The organism is Saccharothrix sp. NBAS 001 (genome assembly GCF_056640475.1).
Genome location: NZ_CM153251.1, coordinates 8,710,126 through 8,730,983 on the forward strand (window position 1 = coordinate 8,710,126; position 20,858 = coordinate 8,730,983).

The following is a 20,858-nucleotide window of genomic DNA, read 5'->3' on the forward strand; positions in this document are numbered from 1 at the left end:
GGACCATAACCCGACGTTATGACTCTACTGGCATATCCGCCGTCTCCCTCAGCCGGCTAGCGTCGGTCGCAACGGCCCCGCATCCTGTGTCACCACCCCTGCAAGGAGACAGCGGATGACTCGACGTATCGCCGCCGCCGTCGCCGTCACGGTACTGAGTGCTGCCGGCGTGGCAGCAGCTCTCACCACTTCAGCGACCGCCGGCCCACCCACAGCGCAACAGGAAGACGGAGTCATCGCCGCGATGGCGCGTGACTTCAAGATCAGCCCGGACCAGGCCCGCGACCGCATCGGCCGCGAAGCCAAGGCCGCGACCACCGAGCAGTCCCTGAAGACCAGGCTCGGCGCGGACTACGCCGGCTCGTGGCTCAACGGCGACGCCACCGAGTTCACCGTGGCGGTCACCAGCCAGGCGCAGATCCAGGCGGTCAAGGACGCCGGCGCGACCCCCAAGGTGGTCAAGCGCAGCCAGATCCAGCTCGACGGGCTGAAGGCCAAGCTGGACGCGAACAAGAACGCGCCCAAGGACGTGCCCGCGTGGTACGTGGACGTGCAGTCCAACTCCGTGGTCGTGCTCGCCCGCAACACCGACAGCGCGAAGTCGTTCATCCAGGCCAGCGGCGTGGACGCGGCCGACGTGCGGATCGAGCGGTCCACCGAGAACCCGCGCGCCCTGATCGACGTGATCGGCGGCAACGCCTACTACATCGGCAGCGGTTCCCGCTGCTCGGTCGGCTTCTCGGTCAACGGCGGCTTCGTCACCGCCGGGCACTGCGGCACCACGGGTGCCTCGACCACGCAGCCCAGCGGCACGTTCGCCGGCTCGACCTTCCCGGGTCGGGACTACGCGTGGGTCCGCGTCGCTGCGGGCAACACCCCGCGCGGCCTGGTCAACCGCTACCCCGGCACCGTTCCGGTGAAGGGTTCCACCGAGGCCGCCGTCGGCGCTTCGGTCTGCCGGTCCGGCTCCACGACCGGTTGGCACTGCGGCACCATCCAGCAGAAGAACACCTCAGTGACCTACCCTGAGGGCACCATCTCCGGAGTCACCCGCACGAACGCCTGCGCCGAGCCCGGCGACTCCGGCGGCTCGTGGATCTCCGGCGACCAGGCCCAGGGCGTCACCTCGGGCGGTTCCGGGAACTGTTCCTCCGGCGGCACGACGTACTTCCAGCCGGTGAACCCGATCCTCCAGGCGTACGGCCTCCAGCTGGTCCTCGACGGCGGCGGCACTCCGACTACCGGGCCGACGACCACGACGACCAGCAACCCCGGCGGCGGTACCTCCTGGCAGCCAGGCGTCGCGTACGCGGCCGGCACCAACGTCACGTACAGCGGCGTCGGGTACAGGTGCTTGCAGGGGCACACGTCCCAAACCGGCTGGGATCCGCCCTCCGTGCCCGCCCTGTGGGCGCGCGTGGGCTAGCGGCAAGCTACACGCGCGGGGGTGGGGCTCGACGGCCGTCGGGCCCCCCTTCCCCACGCGTCTACCGGGGATGACGGGGCGTTTGCGGAGGCGCCCCGCCCCCACTACCACCGGGAACGGCCAGGTCCCTCACCTGGCCGTTCCCGGCTTTTCGGGTGGTGCACCCGTTGTCGGGCAAGGAAAAGCTCCCGGCGCGTGGTGGCCGGGGGTCTCGCGGTCCCGGTGGTGCGCCGGCCACCACCCGGCGGACTGTAGCGCTCGTTATAAAATGGTGGCCGTGGCGGGGCGCAGGCGTGGGTTCGACCGTGACGAGGTGCTGGACCAGGTGACGCGCGCGTTCTGGCGGACGGGCTACGACGCGACGTCCGTGGCGGACCTCACCAAGCTCACCGGCGTCAACCCGCCCAGCCTCTACGCCGCGTTCGGCGACAAGAAGGCGCTGTTCGCCGAAGTCGTGGAGCGCTACCAGCGCACCTACGGCGCGTTCACCGCCCGCGCGCTCGACGAGGAACCCACGGCCCGCGCCGCCGTCGGGCGGATCCTGCGCGAGGCCGCCGCCGAGTACACCGACCCGCGACGCCCGCGCGGCTGCCTGCTGCTCAGCGCGCCCGAGCTGGCCGGTCACCGACGTGCCGCGCTGGACGCCTTCGAGGCCAAGATCCGCGCCGACGTCGCCGCCGGCGTGCTCCCGGGCACCACCGACGCGCACGGGCTGGCCGTCTTCGTCGCCGCGACCGTGCGCGGCATGTCCGGGCTCGCCCGCGACGGCGCGACGCGCGAAGAACTCGGCCACGTTGCCCGTGCGGCCCTGTCGGCCTGGCCCGCACCCGTACCCTGAGAGGCGACGAGAAGGGGTGGTGGAGGGCGTGGAGCTGGCGACGTCGCTGCTCGCATGGCTGCACGGCTGGACCGCCGTCCCGATCTGCCCCGGTGACTGGGCGTGGACCACGACGGCACTGGGCGCGCTCATCGGCGTGCTGCCCACCGTGGCGGCCCTGCTGGCGATCACCGTCCGCCGGGTGGTCGGCAACTCCTACGGCCCGGTCACCGGCGCGATCTTCGCCGTCCTCGGCGTCTCCAGCACGCTGGTGCTGCCGTGGGTCCTGTTCTCCGGCACGTTCAACGCGCTGCGCACCGGTTCGCTCGACGGCCTGGAGTCGCTGAGCGAGTCGCCGTGCTTCGCGCTCACCCAGGACGAGTACCTGGTCCGCGCGCCGTCCATCGTGAAGGTGATCACCGGCCAGGCCGGCGTGCCGTTCCTGATCGCCGCCTGCATCACCGGCGTGCTCGCGCTGCTGTGCCTGATCTTCGTGATGCTGCAGGCGGGTTCGGCCTTCCGGCTCGGCCCGAACTGGCCGCGCCGGGTGTTCTGGCCGCCGTTCCTGGTCCTCCTGGTAGCCACCTCGGCACTGCCCGTGACGCTGGTGGGCCACCTGCTGCTCGGATTCTTCCCGGTTGCGCTGATCGGCTCACTGGTGGTGCGGATTTTCGGGTTGACTACCGCCATGCTCAACCGCCCCGGCCGGGAGCGCGGCGCGCCGAACTCCCCGCAGTCGCAGCAGCCGTCGTCCGCCGCCGCGTCGTCGCGCCACAACCCGCCGCCCTACCAGGGGCCGCCCAAGCCGCCGCCGTACCAGCCGGCGCAGATCCCGCCGTACCGGCCGGTGCCGCCGTACAACCCGAACCCGCCGGCCCAGCAGCCCTCGCCGCAGCCGCGCCAGTACCCGCCGACGCGGATCGCCGAGGTGCCGCCCGCCGAGCAGCCGCCCGCCCACCAGCCCGGCCAGCCGCCCCACCAGCAGCCCAGCGGGCCGAGGCCGACGCGCGTCGAGCAGCCCAGCGGACCGCGCCCCACGCGCGTCGAGCAGCAGCCCGCGCAGCTCGCCGACACCCCCGGCCCGCTGCCGTTCGGCCCCGGCGCGAGTTCGCCGATGCCCACGCCCACCACCGCCGACGGCAAGGTGTGGAACCCGGCGAGCGGCCGGTTCCGGCGCGTCCGGCAGCTGGGGCGCGGCGGGTTCGGCACGGTGTGGCTGGCCGTGGACACCCAGCTCGACCGCACGGTCGCGGTGAAGCTCGCGCACGCCCCGGACAACGACACCGAGCAGCGGATGCTGCGCGAGGCGCGGGCCCTGGCGGCGGTGCGGCACCCGAACTGCGTGCGGGTGTTCGACATCGTGCAGGACCCGGACGGCCTGGCCATCGTCATGGAGTACATCGACGGCCGGCCGCTGTCCGACGTGGTGCTCAAGAGCGGCCTGTTGCAGGACACGCTGGCCGCGCGGCTGTGGGTCAACATGGCCGACGCGCTGGCCGCCGCGCACGAGCAGGGCGTGCTGCACCGGGACGTGAAGCCGTCGAACGTGATCGTGGACGGCAGCGGCACCGCGCACCTGATCGACTTCGGCATCGCGCGGTCCAAGGGCGACAGCACGCTCACCGCGACCGGGATGATGGTCGGCACGCCCGACTTCCTCGCCCCGGAGACCGCGCGCGGCGAGGCGGCCAGCCCCGCGTCGGACGCCTGGCAGCTCGCCGCCACGGTGAGCTACGCGCTGACCGGGCACCCGCCGCGCGGGTCGCGGGACAACCCGATCTCGTCGCTGATGGCCGCCGCGCAGGGCGAGCCGTGCGTGAAGCTGCCCCAGCGCAGCGCCCACCACCGGCTGCTCACCACCGCGCTGGACGCCGACCCGAAGCGCCGCCCGGCGCTGGCCGCGATCCGGGCCGAACTCGGGTCGTGGCTGTCCCAGGCGGGCGTGAGCAAGGAGGGCCCGGTCACCCGGATGATCGACCGGCCCGAGCCGCCGACCCGACCGGTGCGCTGACCGCCGCGACCACCCCCACCACCAGCGGGACCAGCAGCCACCTGCCGGTGAACGCGAGCACCACGGCGGTGGACGCGAGGGCGACGGCGGGCAGCACCCGGTTCGGCAGCAGCTTCACCGCCGCCGCCATGCCCGCCGCCGTCACCGCCGTCAGCGCGGTCGACGTGACCGCCATCAGCACGTCCAGCCCGACCTCCGCCGCGATCGTGATCGCGATCAGCAGCGCGCACAGGACCGCGAGCGTGCTCAGGCCGTGCCTCGCGATGGGCTTGGCGTGCAGGGTCGCGCCCAGTTTCGCGCCACCGGCCAGGTAGGTGTTGACCGCGCCGAACGTCAGCAGGACGGCCGCGACCGCCGTGACGACCCGCGCCGCCGGCCCGAACGCGCGTTCCAGCAGGGCCGCCAGCGGCACGTCTCCCGGCACGGCCACCGTGGTCACCGCGAGCCCCAGGTAGAGCACGGTGACGACGGCCAGCGTGCGGTTCGTCGCCTTGCGCGGGTCGGTGAACTCGCCGGACAGGTGGCTCGCCGCCTCCCACCCCGCGAACGCGTAGAACAACACCGTCGCGGCCGTCCCGACCGCGAGCCACCCGTGCGGCGCGAACGGCTCGAAATCGCGCGCCGAGACGTGCGGCACCTGGAACGCGATACCGATCGCGATCAGCAGCGCGAGCAGTCCGACGAGCAGTACCTGGATTCGGGCCGAGAGGTGTACCCCCAGGTAGTTGGCGACGAAGGCGGCGACGAGGATCGCGATACCGGTCAACGTCGGGTCGCCCCCGACGGCGTGCGACACGTACCGCCCGCCGACCAGCGCGCCGCCCAGCACCCCGACCGGCACGCCGATGAAGTAGAACCACCACGCGACCGCCGCCTGGAGCCGGGGCCCGAACGCGCGCCCCACGTACCCCGCCACCCCGTGCCCGCCGGGGTAGCGCTCGCCCAGCGCCGCGAACGACCGCGCGACGGGGACGCTGAGCGCCAGCAGCAGCACCCACGCGACGAGCGCGGCCGGCCCCGCGGCCCGGTTGGCGAGCGCGGGCAGCACCAGCACGCCGGGACCCAGGACCGCGCCCAGGTACATCGCGGTGAGCTTCACGCCATCAGGGGGAGTTTGCGGGTCAGCCGCGTGACCACGTCCCGGGGCCCGTAGAGCGCGACCGCGACGAACTCCGGGTCCTCCGCGCCGGCCAGGTCCGCCAGGTAGGCGTCGTACGCGCGGGCCCGGCGGGCGACCTCCGTGAAGCCGACGGCGGTGACCCCGTCCGCCGCGTGCAGCTCCGTCAACCGCCCGGCGGACGCGGTGAGCACCGGGACGGGGTGGTCGGTGATGCCGAGGTGGGTGGTGCCGTCGCCGTCCTCACCGTCCTCGCCGAGGATGTCCGGCAGTCGTGCGCCCAGGCTCAGCCCGAGGACGACGGCCGCGTTGGCGGCCAGGTTCGACGGCAGGTCGGCACGCAGGACGAGAGCGATCTTGGTGGCCAGCACAGCGGGAATCCGTTCATTCGACCGGTGGAATACCGTCGAAGCTAGCGATCCGCACGGCGCTCACCGCCTGTCGCCGAACCTAATTCGGCACGTCCTGGCATGATCGCCGCGTGGACGAACTAGATTCGGCGATCATCCGCCATCTCCAGACAGATGCCCGGCTGACCAACCGCGAACTGGCCAGACGGCTGGGCGTGGCACCGTCCACCGCACTGGAACGCGTCCGCCTCCTGCGCGAGCGCGGCATCATCAAGGGCTACCACGCCGACATCGACCTCCCCGCCCTGAACCGCCCCGTGGAGGCGTTCGTGGCGTGCCGGATCCGCCCGCTCAGCCGGGCCGTCATCGACAACTTCAAGGCGGCGCTGATCGGCCTGCCGGAGGTGCTGGCGACCTACGTGTGCGCGGGCGACGACGACTTCCTGATCCACGTCGCCGTGCAGGACCTGGAACACCTGCACGAGTTCCTGATCGACCGGCTCAGCGAACGCCGGGAGGTGGTCAGCTTCCGCAGTTCGGTCATCTTCGAGAGCACCCGCAACCCGGTCCTCACCGAACTCCCGCGCTGACCGGGCCCTCCCGGCCGCGCCGCTACCGCCAGGACGGCAGCCAGCGCTGCGCTTCCCACATCTCCGGTGTTATCGGCACGCCGTTGAGGATCGGCCACAGCCACACGAAGTTCGCCACCACCAGACCCACGTACAGGGCCACGACGAGCAGACCGGTGCCCCGGCGTTCCTGGCCCGCCGACGCCTTGCCGAGGATCTCGCCCAGCGCCAGCACGATCCCCAGCACCAGGAACGGGGCCATGGGCATCGCGTAGAAGTAGTACATCTGCCGGTCCACGTTGGTGAACCACGGCAGGAAGCCCGCGCCGTAGCCGACGAGGATCGCGGTGTAGCGCCAGTCCAGCTTGGCGATCGCCTTCCACAGCGCCCACGCCAGCACGGGGAACGCCAGCCACCACATCGCGGGCGTGCCGACGAGCATGATCGCGCCCACGCACGTCGCCGTGCCGCAGCCGGTCAGCTCGCCCTCGTAGTAGTAGAGCATCGGGCGCAGGCCCATGGGCCACGTCCACGGCTTCGACTCCCACGGGTGCTTGTTCGTCTCCGACGTCACCAGCTTGGTGTGGAAGTCCAGCACGTTGCCGCTGTAGTACCAGAGCGCGCGCAACGGCTCCGGGATCCACGAGTTCTCCGGGATCTTCACGCCCGCCACGTGCCGGTCGACGCCCGTCTCGCTGGCGAACCACGACCACCACGTGGCCAGGTAAGCCAGGATCGGGATCAGCAGCAGCGCGAACAGCGACGGCAGCAGGTCGCGCACGAACGCGCCCAGCCACGGCCGTTCCACGCCCGCCGAGCGCCGCGCCGTCGCGGTCCACAGCACCGACAGCACGCCGAAGAACGCGATGTACCAGGCACCCGACCACTTCACGCCGCACGCCAGGCCCAGCGAGAGGCCCGCCGCGAACCGCCACCACCGGAAGCCCAGCGACGGCCCGAACACCGAGTTGTTCACCCAGCCCTCGCGCACCGCGACGGCCAGCCGCGCCCGCACCTGCTCCCGGTCGACCACCAGGCACGCGAACGCCGCCACCACGAACAGCACCAGGAAGCTGTCGAGCATCCCCATCCGCGACTGCACGTGGCTCATGCCGTCCGCGATCAGCAGCATGCCCGCGATCGCGGCCAGCAGGTCCGACCTGGTCAGCCTGCGCGCGACCCGGACCACCAGCAGGATCACGATCGTCCCGGCCAGAGCCGAGGCGAACCGCCAGCCCACGCCGTCGTAGCCGAACAGCCACTCGCCGATCGCGATCAGCTGCTTGCCCAGCGGCGGGTGGACGATCAGCTCGTAGCCGGGGTTGTCCTCGTACCCGCCGTTGCGCAGCACCTGCGCGGCCTGCGGCACGTAGTGCTTCTCGTCGAAGACCGGGGTGCCCTTGTCGGTCGGCGACCCCAGGTTCCAGAACCGCACCACGCCGCCGACCAGCGCCACGGCCAGGGTGACCAGCCACCCGCGCAGCGCGCTGCTCAGCGGGCCGGGGTCGAGTTGCCGGGCCCGCTGTTCGCGGTCGTTGCCCGGAGGCGGGCTGGTCGGGGGCAGCTCCCCGACGTCGACCACGTCGTCTGCGGACTGCGGTGCGATCAGGCTCACGGGGCCGATCGTAGGGTGAACGGTGTGAGACCTGTATCGGGATCAGGCCGTCTTGTGCTCGCCGCTACTCCGCTCGGCGACGTAGGTGACGCTTCGCCACGCCTGGTGGCCGCCCTGGCGACCGCCGACGTGGTGGCCGCCGAGGACACCAGACGGCTCCGCTCGCTCGCCGCCGCGCTCGACGTCGAGGTCGGCGGGCGCGTGGTGAGCTTCTACGACCAGGTGGAGACCAGTCGGCTGCCCGGTCTGGTCGACGCCCTGCACGCGGGGCAGATGGTGCTGCTGGTGACCGACGCCGGGATGCCCAGCGTGTCGGATCCGGGGTACCGGCTGGTGGCCGCGTGCGTCGAGGAGGGGCTGCGGGTGACCTGCCTGCCGGGGCCCTCGGCGGTGACGACGGCGCTGGCGGTGTCGGGCCTGCCGTCGGACCGGTTCTGCTTCGACGGCTTCCCGCCCCGGAAATCCGGTGAACGTCAACGCTGGTTCGGAGCACTCCTCGCGGAGCCGCGCACGGTCGTGTTCTTCGAGTCCCCGCACCGGCTGGCGGCGACGCTGGCCGACGCGGCGGAGGTGTTGGGCGCCGACCGGCGGGCGGCGGTGTGCCGGGAGCTGACCAAGACGTACGAGGAGGTGCGGCGCGGCGGGCTCGGTGAGCTGGCCGAATGGGCGGCGGAGGGGGTGAAGGGCGAGGTGACGGTGGTGCTCGCGCCCGGTGCGCCGGTCGAGGGGCCGTCCATGGAGTCGCTGGTGGCCGAGGTGCGGCAGCGGGTGGCCGACGGCGAGCGGATGAAGTCGGCGGCGGCCGAGGTCGCGGCGGCGGCCGGGGTGAGCAAGAAAGCCCTGTACGACGCGGCGGTGAGCGCCGGCTGACGCTCAGTCGTCCAGCCAGACCAGGCGGGCGTCGCCGAGCAGCCGGTGACGGGCGAGGAGCGCGTCCGCGCTGGTCGACTGCCACGTCCCGCCGCCCTCGGACCAGAGGACGGCGCTGCGCGGCTCCTCGAACTCCAGCCCCCAGGCGACGAAACCGGGGTCGTCGGCTTGGCGTGCGCTCACGCCCACCAGCGCGAACAGCCTCGGCGCGAACGTCCTGGCCTCGTATTCCAAATCCCCGAGAAGATCCATGACGGTGACGGTAGCTAGAAAGCTAGCATCGGCGATATTGCCCGATCGTGTGAATGTGCGAGCGAGACGTCTAGGAGATGATCGGTGCATGACGACTCGAAGTGATCCCTCGGCCCTGCGCTGGTTGGTCGGTGTGGAGCTGACCCACTACCGGAAGCTCAGCGGACTCACGCTCGTCCAAGCGTCCGAGGAAACCGGCATCACGCGCGCCAAGGTCGGGCACATGGAGACGGGCCGGTACCAGCAGTTCCCGGACGACGTCACCAAGTTGATGACCCTGTACGGGGCGAGCCGCGCCGACGTCGAGCGGCTGGCGTCGTTGTCCGGCAGTTCCGAGGGCAGGAGTTGGTGGGCCCCGTGGTCACACCTCGTGCCGGACTGGTTCAAGACCTTCGTCGGTCTGGAAGGTCTGGCAGAGGCGGAGTTCTGCTTCGAACCGATGGTCCTGCCGGGCCTGTTGCAGACCGAGGACTACGCGCAGGCCATCACCGAGGCGACCGGGTTCGTGCGGCGCGACCACAGCGAGCGGTTCGTGTCGTTCCGGGTCGCGCGGGCCAAGCGGCTGACCGAGCCCGAACCGCTGGAGCTGCACGCCGTGATCGGCGAGGCCGCGCTGCGGCTGGAGGTCGGCACGCCGGAGGTCCGCCGCGCCCAGTACGAGCACCTGCTCACTCTCTCCAAGCGCCGGAACGTGACGATCCAGGTCCTCCGCCCCGAGGATGGTCCGCACACGGCGACGAGCGGTGGCTTCTTCGTGCTCGACTTTGCCCAAGCACAGTCGGTGGCATACGCCGAACGGCTCGACGGTGCGGTCTACGTGCAGGATCAGGACGACGTGCGGACTTATAAGATGGCGGTGGAGAACCTGCGTACGGTCGCGTTGTCGGCGCAGCAGTCCTCCGCGTACATCCAGACGTTGATCGACGGCAGCTAGCAGGAGGTCCCCGTGTCTGGGCTCCAATGGGTCAAGAGCAGCTACAGCGCCAACAACGGGGCCTGTGTCGAAGTGGCGGTCACGCCTCACGTGGCCATGGCGCGTGACTCCAAGAATCCCGATGCCGGTCACCTGTCATTTCCGCCTGCTGCGTGGCGGGCACTGACCGCCCGGCTTGCCCGATGAGGGGCCCGGACGTGTCCACGGTCCGCTGGGCCAAGAGCAGCTACAGCTCCAACAATGGCGACTGCGTGGAGGTGGCGTTCGCCGCCGGAGCGGTGCTGGCGCGTGACTCCAAGAGCCCTGACGCCGGTCGTCTGTCGTTTCCGCCTGCTGCGTGGCGCGCCCTGACCGCCCGGCTTGCCCGATGAGGGGCCCGGAGGTGTCCACGGTCCGCTGGGTCAGGAGTAGCCACAGCACGAACAACGGGGCCTGCGTCGAAGTGGCGTTCGCCGCTGGGGAGGTGTTGGCGCGTGACTCCAAGAGCCCCGACGCCGGTTGGCTTGCCTTCTCATCCGCCGCCTGGCGGGCGTTGACCACCCGACTGGGGGCGTAGGTCCGCCTTGATCCAGGGGATCGGGTTCGCCCATTTCGCGGAATGCGACGGGAGGTCGAACCAGCACACGTCCCCGACCTCGGGCATCGCACCTTCACGCAACAGGTCGGCCGTGGCGCGCTCGATTCGTTGCGCGGACTGCTCTGCCGTGCCCTTCCACGGGGCGAAGCCTTCGTCGGTCACCACTCCCGCCACTAGCACGCCGTCACGGACGAGTCGGGCGGCTGCGGCCCCTCCTCGGCGGAGGAGGTCGGTGGTGGCGTCCGTCGTCTCGCGGATGATGGCGGGGAACTCGGCGAAGCCGATCCAGTCGGTTTCGAGTTCCTCGCTGAGGTATGCGACCAGGTCTTGCACGCTCAGTTCCAGCCCTTCGCGTTGACGTGGAGCTTCAGGCGGTAGCCGTCCGGGAAGCGGTAGAACCAGCCCGGGTACGTGGGTTTGGCCTTGAGGATCGCACCGCGTGCCAGTGACGCGAACACCTCGTCCAACTCGCGCAGCGAGCGGAGTTCCCTTGTCGGCATCTTCTTGCTACCGCCCGAGGCGCGACCGATCGAGCGTCCACCGTCACGCGCGTGCCCCGCCGCGTCCAGGCCCCGCCACCGCACGCCCGGCCGGCCGGGCAGTGCGGCGGACCTCGCCGGGTGGGTACCGACCTCGTGGGCGACCCAGGCCCGAATCCGGTCGTCGCCTTCGTCGGCGTGGCGGATCAGCTCCCGCACGGTGACCTCGAATCCGGCGAACACCGAGGGCAACGCCTCGCTGTCCGGATCACCAGTCCCCGCCACCGCCAGGGCGAGCGCCGGCACCACCTCGGTCAGCGATTCCGCTGCCTCGCGGAGGAGCGCTCGGACCTGCTCCGCCTTGTGTCGAGCGCCGAGTAGACCTGGGCCACAACCGCCTCGATCGATGACACGGAGTGACCGTATCGAATCGTATGGTGACAAGGGCTCGCGTTCCGGGGCCGCGTCGAGCCGTGCCGCGCGACTCGGTCGGGCGGGCACGGCCAGGCGCGGGGGCCCGGACCCGACCGCCACGTGAGCCGCCCGAAACCGGGTGGCGGGACCTCCGTAGGCTTAGCACATGAGTGCTTCCGTGCTGACCGCGGTGGCGTGGCCGTATGCGAACGGGCCCCGTCACATCGGTCACGTGTCAGGGTTCGGTGTCCCTTCCGACGTGTTCTCGCGGTACATGAGGATGTCGGGGAACCGGGTGCTGATGGTCTCCGGCACGGACGAGCACGGCACACCCATCTCCGTGCAGGCGGAGAAGGAGGGGCTGACCGAGCGCGAACTCGCGGACAAGTACAACCGCGTCATCGCCGAGGACCTCCACGGGCTGGGCCTCTCGTACGACCTGTTCACCCGGACCACCACCGGCAACCACTACAAGGTCGTCCAGGACCTCTTCCTCGCCCTGTGGCGCAACGGCTACGTCATCCCCAAGACCGAGATGGGCGCGATCAGCCCGTCCACCGGCCGCACGCTGCCCGACCGCTACATCGAGGGCACCTGCCCGATCTGCGGCTACGACGGCGCGCGCGGCGACCAGTGCGACAACTGCGGCAACCAGCTCGACCCGATCGACCTGAAGAACCCGCGCTCGCGGATCAACGGCGAGGTGCCGAAGTTCGTCGAGACCGAGCACCTGTTCCTGGACCTGCCGCAGTTCATCGACGCGCTCGGCGGCTGGCTCCAGACCCGCACCGAGTGGCGGCCCAACGTCCTCAAGTTCAGCCAGAACCTGATCAAGGACCTGCGCCCGCGCGCGATCACCCGCGACCTCGACTGGGGCGTGCCGATCCCGCTGGACGGCTGGCGCGACCAGCCGCTCAAGCGGTTCTACGTGTGGTTCGACGCCGTGATCGGCTACCTCAGCGCGTCGGTCGAGTGGGCCCGGCGCACCGGGGACGACGACGCCTGGAAGGAGTTCTGGACCGGTGACGCCCAGGGCTACTACTTCATGGGCAAGGACAACATCGTCTTCCACTCGCTGATCTGGCCGTCGCTGCTGCTCGGGCAGAACGGCCAGGGCGCGAAGGGCGGCGAGCCGGGTGTGTTCGGGCCGCTGAACCTGCCCACCGAGGTGGTCTCCAGCGAGTTCCTCACGATGAGCGGCTCGAAGTTCTCCACCTCGCGCGGGACCGTCATCTACGTGACGGACTTCCTGCGCGAGTTCGGCCCGGACGCGCTGCGCTACTTCATCTCGGTCGCGGGCCCGGAGAACCAGGACACCGACTTCACCTGGGACGAGTTCGTCCGGCGGACGAACTTCGAGCTGGCCAACGAGTGGGGCAACCTGGTCAACCGGTCGATCTCGATGGCGCACAAGAACGTCGGGGCGATCCCGACGCCGACCGCGCTCACCGACGCCGACCACGACCTGCTGACCCTGTCGCGCAACGCGTTCGGCGTCGTCGGCGACGCGCTGCGCCGCTCGCGGTTCAAGCAGGCCTCGGGCGAGGCGATGAAGGTGGTCGGCGCGGCCAACCGCTACCTGTCCGACCAGGAGCCGTGGAAGCTCAAGGACGACCCGGCCCGCCGGGACACCGTCCTGCACACCGCGCTCCAGGTCGTCCAGGACGCGAACACGCTGCTCACGCCGTTCCTGCCGCACTCGGCGCAGAAGGTGCACGAGGCGCTGGGCGGCACCGGCGTGTGGGCGGCGCAGCCGCAGGTCAACGAGGTCACCGACCTCGACGTGCCGGACCGCAAGTACCCGGTGCTGACCGGGGACTACGCCAACGAGCAGGCCAAGTGGGAGTCCACGCCGATCCCGGTCGGGCGACCGCTGGCCAAGCCCGCGCCGCTGTTCGCCAAGCTCGACCCGGAGCTGGCCGAGACCGGCCCGGAGTGGGCCCCGATCATCAAGTGAGCGCGAGCACGGCGGCGGGCGGCGCGGGGTGACCAAGCGCAGGGGTGAGCGGCCACCGGTCCCGGAAGCACTTCCGGTGCCGGTGGTCGACGCCCACACCCACCTCGACGCCTGCGGGGCGGAGACACCCGAACAGGTGCGGGAGATCCTCGACCGGGCCAACGCCGCCGGTGTCGACCGGGTGATCACGGTCGCCGACGACCTGGCGTCCGCGCGTTGGGCGGCGCGGGCCGCCACGTGGGACGAGCGGGTGTTCGCGGCGGTCGCGCTGCACCCGACGCGAACGTCCACTTTCACCGACGCGGACCGCGCGGAACTCGCCGCGCTGGCCGCGCAGCCGCGGGTCGTGGCGATCGGCGAGACCGGTTTGGACTACTACTGGGACTACTCGCCGCCGGCCGCGCAGCACGACGCTTTCCGTTGGCACATCGAGCTTTCCAAGCTGTCCGGCAAGACCCTGATGATCCACGACCGGGACGCGCACGACGACGTGCTCAAGATCCTGGACGAGCAGGGCGCTCCGTCCACTGTGGTCTTCCACTGCTTCTCCGGCGACCTCGACTTCGCGCGCGCGTGCGTGGAGCGCGGGTTCGTGCTGTCGTTCGCGGGCGCGGTGACCTTCCGCAACGCGGCGGCGCTGCGCGAGGCGGCGGCGTGGGTGCCGGCCGAGCACCTGCTGGTGGAGACCGACGCCCCGTTCCTCACGCCGCACCCGTTCAGGGGTCGGCCCAACGAGCCGTACTGCGCGAACTACACGCTCCGTGATCTCGCGACGCTGCGTCACGTGGAATTGGCGGATCTAGCGTCAACTGTCACCCGAAACGCCGAACGGGTCTTCAACCTCGGTGACGTAGTGCACTTGCAGTAAGGCTTACGACGAATGGTCGACGGCACTGCTCCCCTGAGGGGGTGACTGAACTCACAAGGTTGGTAGGGGTGTTTGCACAACCCCCGAGGACCCGTTACGGTCCCGTGACCGTGCCCCGAGTTCGATTCCCCCGGGGCGCAGCCCGCAGTCGGGGCGGGTTACACACCAGAAGCGAGAAGACGCCCCACACACAGGAGTTGCCGGAGATCACCTGCTGACCGCCGACACCGAACGTGTGCGCGAAACCTTCGCGCCTTCAGGAGGTATGGAACCCCGTGAACTCGTTCAACGAGGACACCGACTGGTTTACTCCCGTGCGGCCTGACCAGGCACCGCCCACCAGTGTGGACGTCCTGGAAAGACCCGAGCCCGGTTGGTCCGACTGGGACACCACGGTCTTCAGCATCACGCCGGACGACGTGCTGGAGGTCCTCGGACCCGACGCCGACGACCTGCTGGCCAGTGCCAACGTCGACGTCGACGAGCTGATCAAGCTCATCAACGCCGAGACCACGCTCCTGCCGCCGATCATCATCCCGGACGAGGTCTCCCAGGACCGGGTCGCCGGAGCACTCGCTGCCGAGCAGCCGAGCGCCCCGCCCGTCGCCCTGGTCGAAGCCGCCGGGAAGTGGAAGCGCCGCTTCCTCAAGGCCGCGGTCGCCAGCGTGCTGGTGACCATCGCCGGCGGCGGCGCGACCGCCATCGCGATGGACAAGTCCATCACCGTCGACATCGACGGCGAAGCCACCACCGTGCGCACCTACGAGTCCACCGTGGGCGAGATCCTCGCCGACGAGGGCATCGCGGTCGGCGAGCACGACGCGCTCAGCCCGTCCCCCCAGGCGAAGGTCGGCGACGGCGGCAAGATCTCGCTCGACCGGGGCCGGCTGGTCAAGATGACCGTCGACGGCGAGCAGCGCGAGGGCTGGGTCCGCTCGGTCACCGTGGACGAGGCGCTCGACCAGCTCAAGGTGAACGACGACGGCGCGTGGCTCTCCGCCGACCGGGGCATGGCCGTCCCGCTCGGCGGGATGTCGCTGGAGGTCAAGAGCCTCAAGACCATCACGCTCTACGACGGCGGCAACGAGCCGAAGCAGCTGCGCACGACCGCGCTGACCGTCGACGAGCTGATGAAGGCCGAGAAGATCTCGCTCGGCCCGGAGGACAAGCTCGAATCCGCCGGGGACCTGCGCATCACCAACGGCGCCGAGGTCCACATCAGCCGCACCGGCGTGTCCGTGATCAACGCGACGGAGGCGATCGAGCCGCCCGTCGAGGAGGTCAAGGACGACTCGATGATGAAGGGCTCCAAGGAGACCGTCGAGGCGGGCGAGGCCGGCGAGCAGATCGTCACCTACCGGGTGACCATCAAGAACGGCAAGGAGACCGGGCGCGAGAAGCTGGGCGCCAAGGTCACCAAGGAGCCCAAGGCCAAGAAGGTCAAGGTCGGCACGAAGCTCCCGCCCGACGGCGAGGTGTGGGACCGGCTCGTGCAGTGCGAGGCGACCGGCAACTGGGCCATCAACACCGGCAACGGCTACTACGGCGGCCTCCAGTTCGACAAGGGCACCTGGGACTCCAACGGCGGCGGCCAGTACGCCGCGTACCCGCACCAGGCCACCCGCGAGCAGCAGATCGCCATCGCCACCAAGGTGCGCGACGCGCGCGGCGGCTACTCGGCGTGGCCTGCCTGCCGGGCGAAGCTGGGCCTGCCGTAGGTTTTGCGCGTGACCGAAGCTGCTTCTTCAACCGGGCCGGGGAGTTCGCTCCTCGGCCCGGCTGACGTTCGTCGGCTCGCCGCCGAGCTGGACATCCGCCCCACCAAGAAGCTCGGCCAGAACTTCGTGCACGACCCGAACACCGTCCGCAAGATCGTCGCGGCGGCGGAGCTGTCCCCGGACGACGTGGTCCTGGAGGTCGGGCCCGGCCTGGGCTCGCTGACGCTGGCGCTGCTGCCGTCCTGCGCCGCGACGGTCGCCGTGGAGATCGACCCCGTGCTGGCCGCCAGGCTGCCGCTGACGGTCGCCGAGCGCGCCCCGGGCCTGGCCGACCGGCTGACCGTGATCGAGGCCGACGCGATGCGCGTCACGGCCGACCGGTTCCCGACGCCGCCGACCGCGCTGGTGGCCAACCTCCCGTACAACGTGGCCGTGCCGGTGGTGCTGCACCTGCTGGCCGAACTGCCGTCGCTGCGCACCGGGCTGGTGATGGTGCAGTCCGAAGTGGCCGATCGGATGGCGGCCGGGCCGGGCAGCAAGGTCTACGGGGTGCCGAGCGTGAAGCTCGCCTGGTACACCGACGCCCGGCGGGCCGGGCCGGTGTCGCGCTCGGTGTTCTGGCCGGTGCCGAACGTGGACTCCGCGCTCGTCGCGTTCACCCGCCACCCGCCGCTGTCCACTGTGGACCAGAAGGTGCTGTTCTCGTTGGTGGACGCGGCCTTCGCCCAGCGCCGCAAGATGCTCCGGGGGGCGCTCGCGGGGTGGGCCGGCTCCGCCGCCGCGGCCGAGCGGCTGTTGCTGCAGGCAGGCGTCGACCCGGGCGTCCGGGGGGAGCAATTGGGCGTCGGAGACTTCGTCCGGATAGCCGAGGTTTCCTCACCGTAATAGCCGATGATCTTTCGGCCATAAGTGTGATTTGACGAACGATCCTCATGCGGGCTTGCGTTCAAGGCTCCGCGTCAGGTGTACTCGTGCTGCCATCCCGAGCGGCTGAGAGACCTGGCTCTACGACGCCGCAGCAACCACCTCCCCACGGAGGCAGGTGCTTCAGCCAGGATCGATGGAGGATCACGTGCCCAGGATGCTGCTCACGCGCCGGCGAGTCGTCGACCACGGCCGCCGCACGGTTTCAGGCTGTCGCAGCTAACTTCCGCCCTAGGCGCATTTTCGAGTCCTCGTCGTCCCCTCTCGGGACACCCTTCTTGAGCTGGCCTTCGGACGCGCACGCCACGAGCGTGCGTTGCCGCGTGCAGTCGTGGAGCGAAATCGTGATCACTGTTGAGAACCTCACCAAGACCTTTCCCGGAAGTACCGGTCAGGTTCGCGCGCTGGACGGCGTGAACCTGGACGTGGCCGCCGGCACCGTCCTGGGCGTCGTCGGCCCCAGCGGGGCGGGCAAGTCCACGCTGGCCCGGTGCGTGGCGCTGCTGGAGCGCCCCGACAGCGGCGCGATCCGCGTCGACGGCACCGACCTGGTGTCCCTCGGCGGCCCGGCGCTGCGCGCCGCCCGTCGGCAGATCGGCGTTGTGCCGCAAGGGGATTCGCTGCTGCGCCAGCGGACCGCCGCGGGCAACGTGGCGCTCCCGCTGGAGTCGGCCGGCGTGCCCGGCCCGCAGCGGCGCACCCGCGTCGCCGAGCTGCTCGACCTGGTCGGCCTGACCGACAAGGCGGGCTCCTACCCCGACCAGCTCTCCGGCGGCCAGCGCCAGCGCATCGCCGTGGCGCGCGCCCTGGCGGCCAGCCCGTCGGTGCTGCTGGCCGACGAGCCGACCTCCGCGCTCGACCCCGACACCACCGGCTCGGTGCTGACCGTGCTGGACCGCGCGCGGGCCGAACTCGGCGTCACCGTGCTCGTGGTCACCCACGACATGGGCGTGGTCCGCAAGATCTGCGACGACGTCGCGGTGCTGGAGGACGGCCGCGTGGTCGAGCACGGCAAGGTGCTGGACCTGGTCGCGGACGCGGGCTCGCGCACGGCCGCCTCGCTGCTGCCCGCCGTGGACCAGAACCCGGCCGCCGAGGGCGCGTACGACCGCGTCGCGGACGTGGTGCTGGTCGGGTTCGCCGCGGTCGGCGCGCTGCTGCCCGAGGCGACCAGCCGGTTCGGCGTGGACCTCAACCTGCTCGGCGGCGGTCTGACGCGGCTCGGCGAGACCCCGGTGGCGCGCTTCCGCGTCGGTCTCAACGGCGAGCGCGCGGACTCGGCGCTGGAGTGGATCTCGGAAGCGGGTGGCGCGGTGCGCCGGACACTGGCAGGGCCCCAGGGAGTAGCTGCGTGAGGTCGGCAACACCCTGGTCCACCGTGTTCGACGACGTGCTGGTCGCGACCGGCCAGACGGTCTACATGGTGGGCGTCTCCACCCTGATCGCTGTTCTGCTCGGCATTCCGCTCGGCGTCTGGTTGCAGCTCACCGCTCCCGGTGGGCTGCGCCCCAGGCCCGTGGTGCACAAACTGCTCGGTTTCGTGGTCGACCTCGGTCGGTCCATGCCCTTCCTGGTCCTGCTGATCGTGCTGATGTCGTTCACCCGGTTGATCCTCGGCGGCACGATCGGGCCGACGGCGGCCATCGTGCCGCTGGCGGTCGGCGCGATCCCGTTCGTCGGGCGGCTGGTCCAGAACGTCCTGTCCGAAGTGCACGTCTCGGTGATCGAGGCCGCGGTGACCACCGGGGCCTCCACCGGCCGGATCGTGCGCAGCGTGCTGCTGCGCGAATCGCTGCCCGCCCTGGTCAACGCGATCGGCGTGACCGCCATCGCCCTGCTCGGCTACTCCGCCATGGCCGGTGTGGTGGGCGGCGGCGGGCTCGGCGACCTCGCGGTGCGCGAGGGCTACCAGCGGTTCAACGACCGCTACCTGTGGGCGACGGTCGTGGTGCTCGCGATCGTGGCCACCCTGATCCAGTTCATCGGCAACCGCGTGGCCCGGGGCGTCGACCGCCGCCGGCACGCCTCCGTCTGAAGCCTTCTCCGTAGTTAAGGAATTGAAATGCGCATTCGTGCTGCCCTCGTCGCCGTGCTGCTGACCGCGGTGGGCTGCGGAAGCGGCCAGACCGGTGCCGCTTCCGACCCCGAAGCGGCCCTGAAGGTCGGCGTCAGCCCCGTCCCGCACGCCCAGGTGCTCAAGTACGTGGCGGAGAACCTGGCCAAGGACAAGGGCCTCAAGATCGAGGTCGTCGAGTTCACCGACTACGTCCAGCCGAACACCGCGCTGGTGGACGGCTCGCTCGACGCGAACTACTTCCAGACCATCCCGTACCTGGAGACGTTCAAGGCGGAGAGCGGCGCGAAGCTGGAGTGGATCGGGCCGGTGCACGTCGAGCCGCTCGGCGTGTACTCCAAGAAGCACAAGAAGCTCACCGACCTGCCCGCGGGCGGGAAGGTCGCGGTGGCCAACGACGCCACCAACGAGGCCCGCGGCCTGCGGTTGCTCGCGGAGAACGGGCTGATCAAGATCAAGGCCGGCGCGGAGAAGACCCCGTCCATCCGGGACATCGCGGAGAACCCTAAGAACCTGGAGTTCGTCGCGCTGGAGGCGGCCCAGCTGCCCCGCTCGCTGGAGGACACCGACGCCTCCGTGGTGAACGGCAACTACGCGATCGACGCCGGGCTCAAGCCGTCCTCGGACGCGCTGGTGCTGGAGAAGGCCGAGGGCAACCCGAACGCCAACGGCCTGGTCACCCGCGCCGAGCTGAAGGACGACAAGCGGATCAAGGACCTGCTGGCGCTGCTGCAGTCGCAGCAGGTCAAGGACTACATCAAGACGACCTTCTCGGGGTCCGTGCTGGCCGTGTGAGGCTAGTTGTCGACCGTGGCGCGCTCTCCCCGGAGGGCGCGCCACGCGCCGTAGAGGGCCAGTGCGGTCAGCGCCCCGGTGACCACCGTGATCGAGCCGCTGACCAGCAGGTCCGTCCCGTTGTCGCCGGTGGTGGTGAACGCCGCGAACACGGCGGTGAACGCGGCCAGCGCGGCGAGGACCACGCCCGGACGGGCCGGGGGCGCGAACCGGGCCGGGACCGGCCGGCGGGGCATCCGGGACAGCTCCCGGGCGCACCACGCGGCCACCACGAGCGCGCCCAGTACCGTGCTCGCCCACTGGGCCAGCGCGAAGCCGGGCATCCCCAGGACGTCGGTTCCGAGGGCGGGGAACAGCCGCACGCCCCAGCCGTCGTGGTGGGTGAAGGCGTCCCAGACGAAGTGCGTCACGCAGCCGACCAGCGCCGACACGGCGGCGGCGACCCCGAGGCGCGGGGCGGGCAGGTGCGCGACCCGGGACCGGATCGCGGCCGGGGCCAGCGCGAGGGCCGGTCCGAGCAGCAGGGCGCGGTAGAGCAGCAGCGCGACCAGGGCGATCGGCACGTCCACCACGACCAGCCCCCACCAGGTGTGGGTGTACTCGCCGCCGCCGGGGTGGAGCAGCACGAAGTAGGGCAGGTCCGGTGCCATCGAGCCCGCGACCAGCGCCGAGGTCACCAGCGGGCGGCGGGTCAGCGGGAGGACCGCGGCGATGTGCGAGGCGGTGAACGGCATACCGGCATTCGACCACCCCGGGCGCGCGGCCGACCGGCGCGGGCACCGACCCGGCACGGGACCTCCACGCCTCCTCCACGATCCGCCTCCCGCAGCCCTCACCCGCCTCACCGCCGCCCGCTCTGCCCAGCCCGCTCTGCCCAGCCTTCTCCACCCGGCTTGTGGGCCTGCCCCGATCGCTTCGAGCACCGGCACGAACTGCGGGCTGTCGCCCCGCTGCCCTGCGGTGAGCAGCAGCGACCGGGGCCGCCGTCCCTGTTCACAGGCCAGGTGCGGCCTGCTGGTCCACCTGTGGGGAGCGGCCCGGCCTGATGATTGCCGGGCTCGGTTCCGCCGTGGTCGGGTGGCTCGGCCTGG

Annotated in this window: 23 protein-coding genes and 1 riboswitch; of the genes, 16 read left to right on the forward strand and 7 right to left on the reverse strand. The window is 71.1% G+C overall.

Annotation, left to right across the window (positions count from 1 at the left end):
* Positions 1–244 precede the first annotated feature (244 nt).
* The 3 genes from AC0HI0_RS38865 to AC0HI0_RS38875 all read left to right on the forward strand — a co-directional run bounded on the left by AC0HI0_RS38865 (position 245) and on the right by AC0HI0_RS38875 (position 4,254).
* Positions 245–1,426: an alpha-lytic protease prodomain-containing protein gene (locus AC0HI0_RS38865; protein WP_480928456.1), complete on the forward strand. Its 1,182-nt coding sequence runs from the start codon at positions 245–247 to the stop codon at positions 1,424–1,426.
* 268 nt (positions 1,427–1,694) lie between these two features.
* On the forward strand, positions 1,695–2,264 hold the full coding sequence (locus tag AC0HI0_RS38870; RefSeq protein ID WP_480928457.1) for a TetR/AcrR family transcriptional regulator: 570 nt from the start codon (positions 1,695–1,697) through the stop codon (positions 2,262–2,264).
* A gap of 16 nt (positions 2,265–2,280) precedes the next feature.
* Positions 2,281–4,254 carry a serine/threonine-protein kinase gene (locus tag AC0HI0_RS38875; protein ID WP_480928458.1) on the forward strand — a complete coding sequence of 658 codons (1,974 nt, stop codon included), beginning with the start codon at positions 2,281–2,283 and terminating at the stop codon, positions 4,252–4,254.
* Here AC0HI0_RS38875 and AC0HI0_RS38880 read toward each other — a convergent pair.
* Both AC0HI0_RS38880 and AC0HI0_RS38885 read right to left on the reverse strand, forming a co-directional pair.
* Entirely contained in the window at positions 4,205–5,353 is a 1,149-nt protein-coding gene (locus AC0HI0_RS38880; protein WP_480928459.1) for an APC family permease, read from the reverse strand. The genes AC0HI0_RS38875 and AC0HI0_RS38880 overlap by 50 nt on opposite strands.
* Positions 5,350–5,742 (reverse strand): DUF2000 domain-containing protein, encoded by a 393-nt coding sequence (locus tag AC0HI0_RS38885; RefSeq protein WP_480928460.1) that lies wholly within the window; start codon positions 5,740–5,742, stop codon positions 5,350–5,352. Before AC0HI0_RS38885 ends, AC0HI0_RS38880 begins: the two co-directional genes overlap by 4 nt.
* 110 nt (positions 5,743–5,852) lie before the next feature.
* Between AC0HI0_RS38885 and AC0HI0_RS38890 the strand changes: the two genes are divergently transcribed.
* Complete coding sequence (locus AC0HI0_RS38890) at positions 5,853–6,311, forward strand: Lrp/AsnC family transcriptional regulator (protein WP_480928461.1); 459 nt, start codon at positions 5,853–5,855, stop codon at positions 6,309–6,311.
* A gap of 22 nt (positions 6,312–6,333) precedes the next feature.
* On the opposite strand, the gene AC0HI0_RS38895 is transcribed toward AC0HI0_RS38890, so the two are convergent.
* The gene (locus AC0HI0_RS38895) at positions 6,334–7,905 is read right to left on the reverse strand and encodes a dolichyl-phosphate-mannose--protein mannosyltransferase (protein ID WP_480928462.1); all 1,572 of its coding nucleotides are present in this window, start codon (positions 7,903–7,905) and stop codon (positions 6,334–6,336) included.
* A gap of 15 nt (positions 7,906–7,920) precedes the next feature.
* Between AC0HI0_RS38895 and rsmI the strand changes: the two genes are divergently transcribed.
* Entirely contained in the window at positions 7,921–8,775 is an 855-nt protein-coding gene (gene rsmI, locus AC0HI0_RS38900) for a 16S rRNA (cytidine(1402)-2'-O)-methyltransferase (RefSeq protein ID WP_480928463.1), read from the forward strand.
* A gap of 3 nt (positions 8,776–8,778) precedes the next feature.
* Here the strand turns inward: rsmI and AC0HI0_RS38905 are convergent, their stop codons facing one another.
* Positions 8,779–9,027: a hypothetical protein gene (locus AC0HI0_RS38905; RefSeq protein ID WP_480928464.1), complete on the reverse strand. Its 249-nt coding sequence runs from the start codon at positions 9,025–9,027 to the stop codon at positions 8,779–8,781.
* Positions 9,028–9,115: 88 nt separating this feature from the next.
* Between AC0HI0_RS38905 and AC0HI0_RS38910 the strand changes: the two genes are divergently transcribed.
* The 4 genes from AC0HI0_RS38910 to AC0HI0_RS38925 all read left to right on the forward strand — a co-directional run bounded on the left by AC0HI0_RS38910 (position 9,116) and on the right by AC0HI0_RS38925 (position 10,517).
* Positions 9,116–9,961 carry a helix-turn-helix domain-containing protein gene (locus AC0HI0_RS38910; RefSeq protein WP_480928465.1) on the forward strand — a complete coding sequence of 282 codons (846 nt, stop codon included), beginning with the start codon at positions 9,116–9,118 and terminating at the stop codon, positions 9,959–9,961.
* Positions 9,962–10,033: 72 nt separating this feature from the next.
* On the forward strand, positions 10,034–10,147 hold the full coding sequence (locus tag AC0HI0_RS38915) for a DUF397 domain-containing protein (RefSeq protein WP_480934487.1): 114 nt from the start codon (positions 10,034–10,036) through the stop codon (positions 10,145–10,147).
* 11 nt (positions 10,148–10,158) lie between these two features.
* A complete protein-coding gene (locus AC0HI0_RS38920; protein WP_480928466.1) occupies positions 10,159–10,332 on the forward strand; it encodes a DUF397 domain-containing protein in 174 nt (57 codons plus the stop codon).
* Positions 10,329–10,517 carry a DUF397 domain-containing protein gene (locus AC0HI0_RS38925; protein ID WP_480928467.1) on the forward strand — a complete coding sequence of 63 codons (189 nt, stop codon included), beginning with the start codon at positions 10,329–10,331 and terminating at the stop codon, positions 10,515–10,517. Before AC0HI0_RS38920 ends, AC0HI0_RS38925 begins: the two co-directional genes overlap by 4 nt.
* On the opposite strand, the gene AC0HI0_RS38930 is transcribed toward AC0HI0_RS38925, so the two are convergent.
* Together AC0HI0_RS38930 and AC0HI0_RS38935 are read right to left on the reverse strand one after the other, a co-directional pair.
* Positions 10,473–10,871, reverse strand: coding sequence for a hypothetical protein (locus AC0HI0_RS38930; protein WP_480928468.1), 399 nt, complete (start codon positions 10,869–10,871; stop codon positions 10,473–10,475). The two genes, AC0HI0_RS38925 and AC0HI0_RS38930, sit on opposite strands and share 45 nt — an antisense overlap.
* 2 nt (positions 10,872–10,873) lie before the next feature.
* Complete coding sequence (locus tag AC0HI0_RS38935; RefSeq protein ID WP_480928469.1) at positions 10,874–11,323, reverse strand: hypothetical protein; 450 nt, start codon at positions 11,321–11,323, stop codon at positions 10,874–10,876.
* Positions 11,324–11,597: 274 nt separating this feature from the next.
* Here AC0HI0_RS38935 and metG point away from each other — a divergent pair, with 274 nt between their 5' ends.
* The 7 genes from metG (at position 11,598) to AC0HI0_RS38970 (ending at position 19,767) form a co-directional block, all read left to right on the forward strand.
* The gene (gene metG / locus AC0HI0_RS38940) at positions 11,598–13,388 is read left to right on the forward strand and encodes a methionine--tRNA ligase (RefSeq protein ID WP_480928470.1); all 1,791 of its coding nucleotides are present in this window, start codon (positions 11,598–11,600) and stop codon (positions 13,386–13,388) included.
* A gap of 28 nt (positions 13,389–13,416) precedes the next feature.
* Positions 13,417–14,256: a TatD family hydrolase gene (locus AC0HI0_RS38945; protein WP_480928471.1), complete on the forward strand. Its 840-nt coding sequence runs from the start codon at positions 13,417–13,419 to the stop codon at positions 14,254–14,256.
* Positions 14,257–14,531: 275 nt separating this feature from the next.
* The gene (locus AC0HI0_RS38950; RefSeq protein WP_480928472.1) at positions 14,532–15,974 is read left to right on the forward strand and encodes a transglycosylase family protein; all 1,443 of its coding nucleotides are present in this window, start codon (positions 14,532–14,534) and stop codon (positions 15,972–15,974) included.
* 9 nt (positions 15,975–15,983) lie between these two features.
* Positions 15,984–16,859: a 16S rRNA (adenine(1518)-N(6)/adenine(1519)-N(6))-dimethyltransferase RsmA gene (rsmA, locus tag AC0HI0_RS38955; RefSeq protein WP_480928473.1), complete on the forward strand. Its 876-nt coding sequence runs from the start codon at positions 15,984–15,986 to the stop codon at positions 16,857–16,859.
* A gap of 89 nt (positions 16,860–16,948) precedes the next feature.
* Positions 16,949–17,041: riboswitch (SAM riboswitch) on the forward strand.
* Between the two features lie 201 nt (positions 17,042–17,242).
* Positions 17,243–18,253: a methionine ABC transporter ATP-binding protein gene (locus AC0HI0_RS38960; RefSeq protein ID WP_480928474.1), complete on the forward strand. Its 1,011-nt coding sequence runs from the start codon at positions 17,243–17,245 to the stop codon at positions 18,251–18,253.
* A 23-nt stretch (positions 18,254–18,276) separates the two neighbouring features.
* The gene (locus AC0HI0_RS38965; protein ID WP_480928475.1) at positions 18,277–18,933 is read left to right on the forward strand and encodes a methionine ABC transporter permease; all 657 of its coding nucleotides are present in this window, start codon (positions 18,277–18,279) and stop codon (positions 18,931–18,933) included.
* 27 nt (positions 18,934–18,960) lie between these two features.
* On the forward strand, positions 18,961–19,767 hold the full coding sequence (locus tag AC0HI0_RS38970; protein WP_480928476.1) for a MetQ/NlpA family ABC transporter substrate-binding protein: 807 nt from the start codon (positions 18,961–18,963) through the stop codon (positions 19,765–19,767).
* 2 nt (positions 19,768–19,769) lie between these two features.
* On the opposite strand, the gene AC0HI0_RS38975 is transcribed toward AC0HI0_RS38970, so the two are convergent.
* Positions 19,770–20,501: a DUF4184 family protein gene (locus tag AC0HI0_RS38975; RefSeq protein WP_480928477.1), complete on the reverse strand. Its 732-nt coding sequence runs from the start codon at positions 20,499–20,501 to the stop codon at positions 19,770–19,772.
* Between the last annotated feature and the right edge of the window lie 357 nt (positions 20,502–20,858).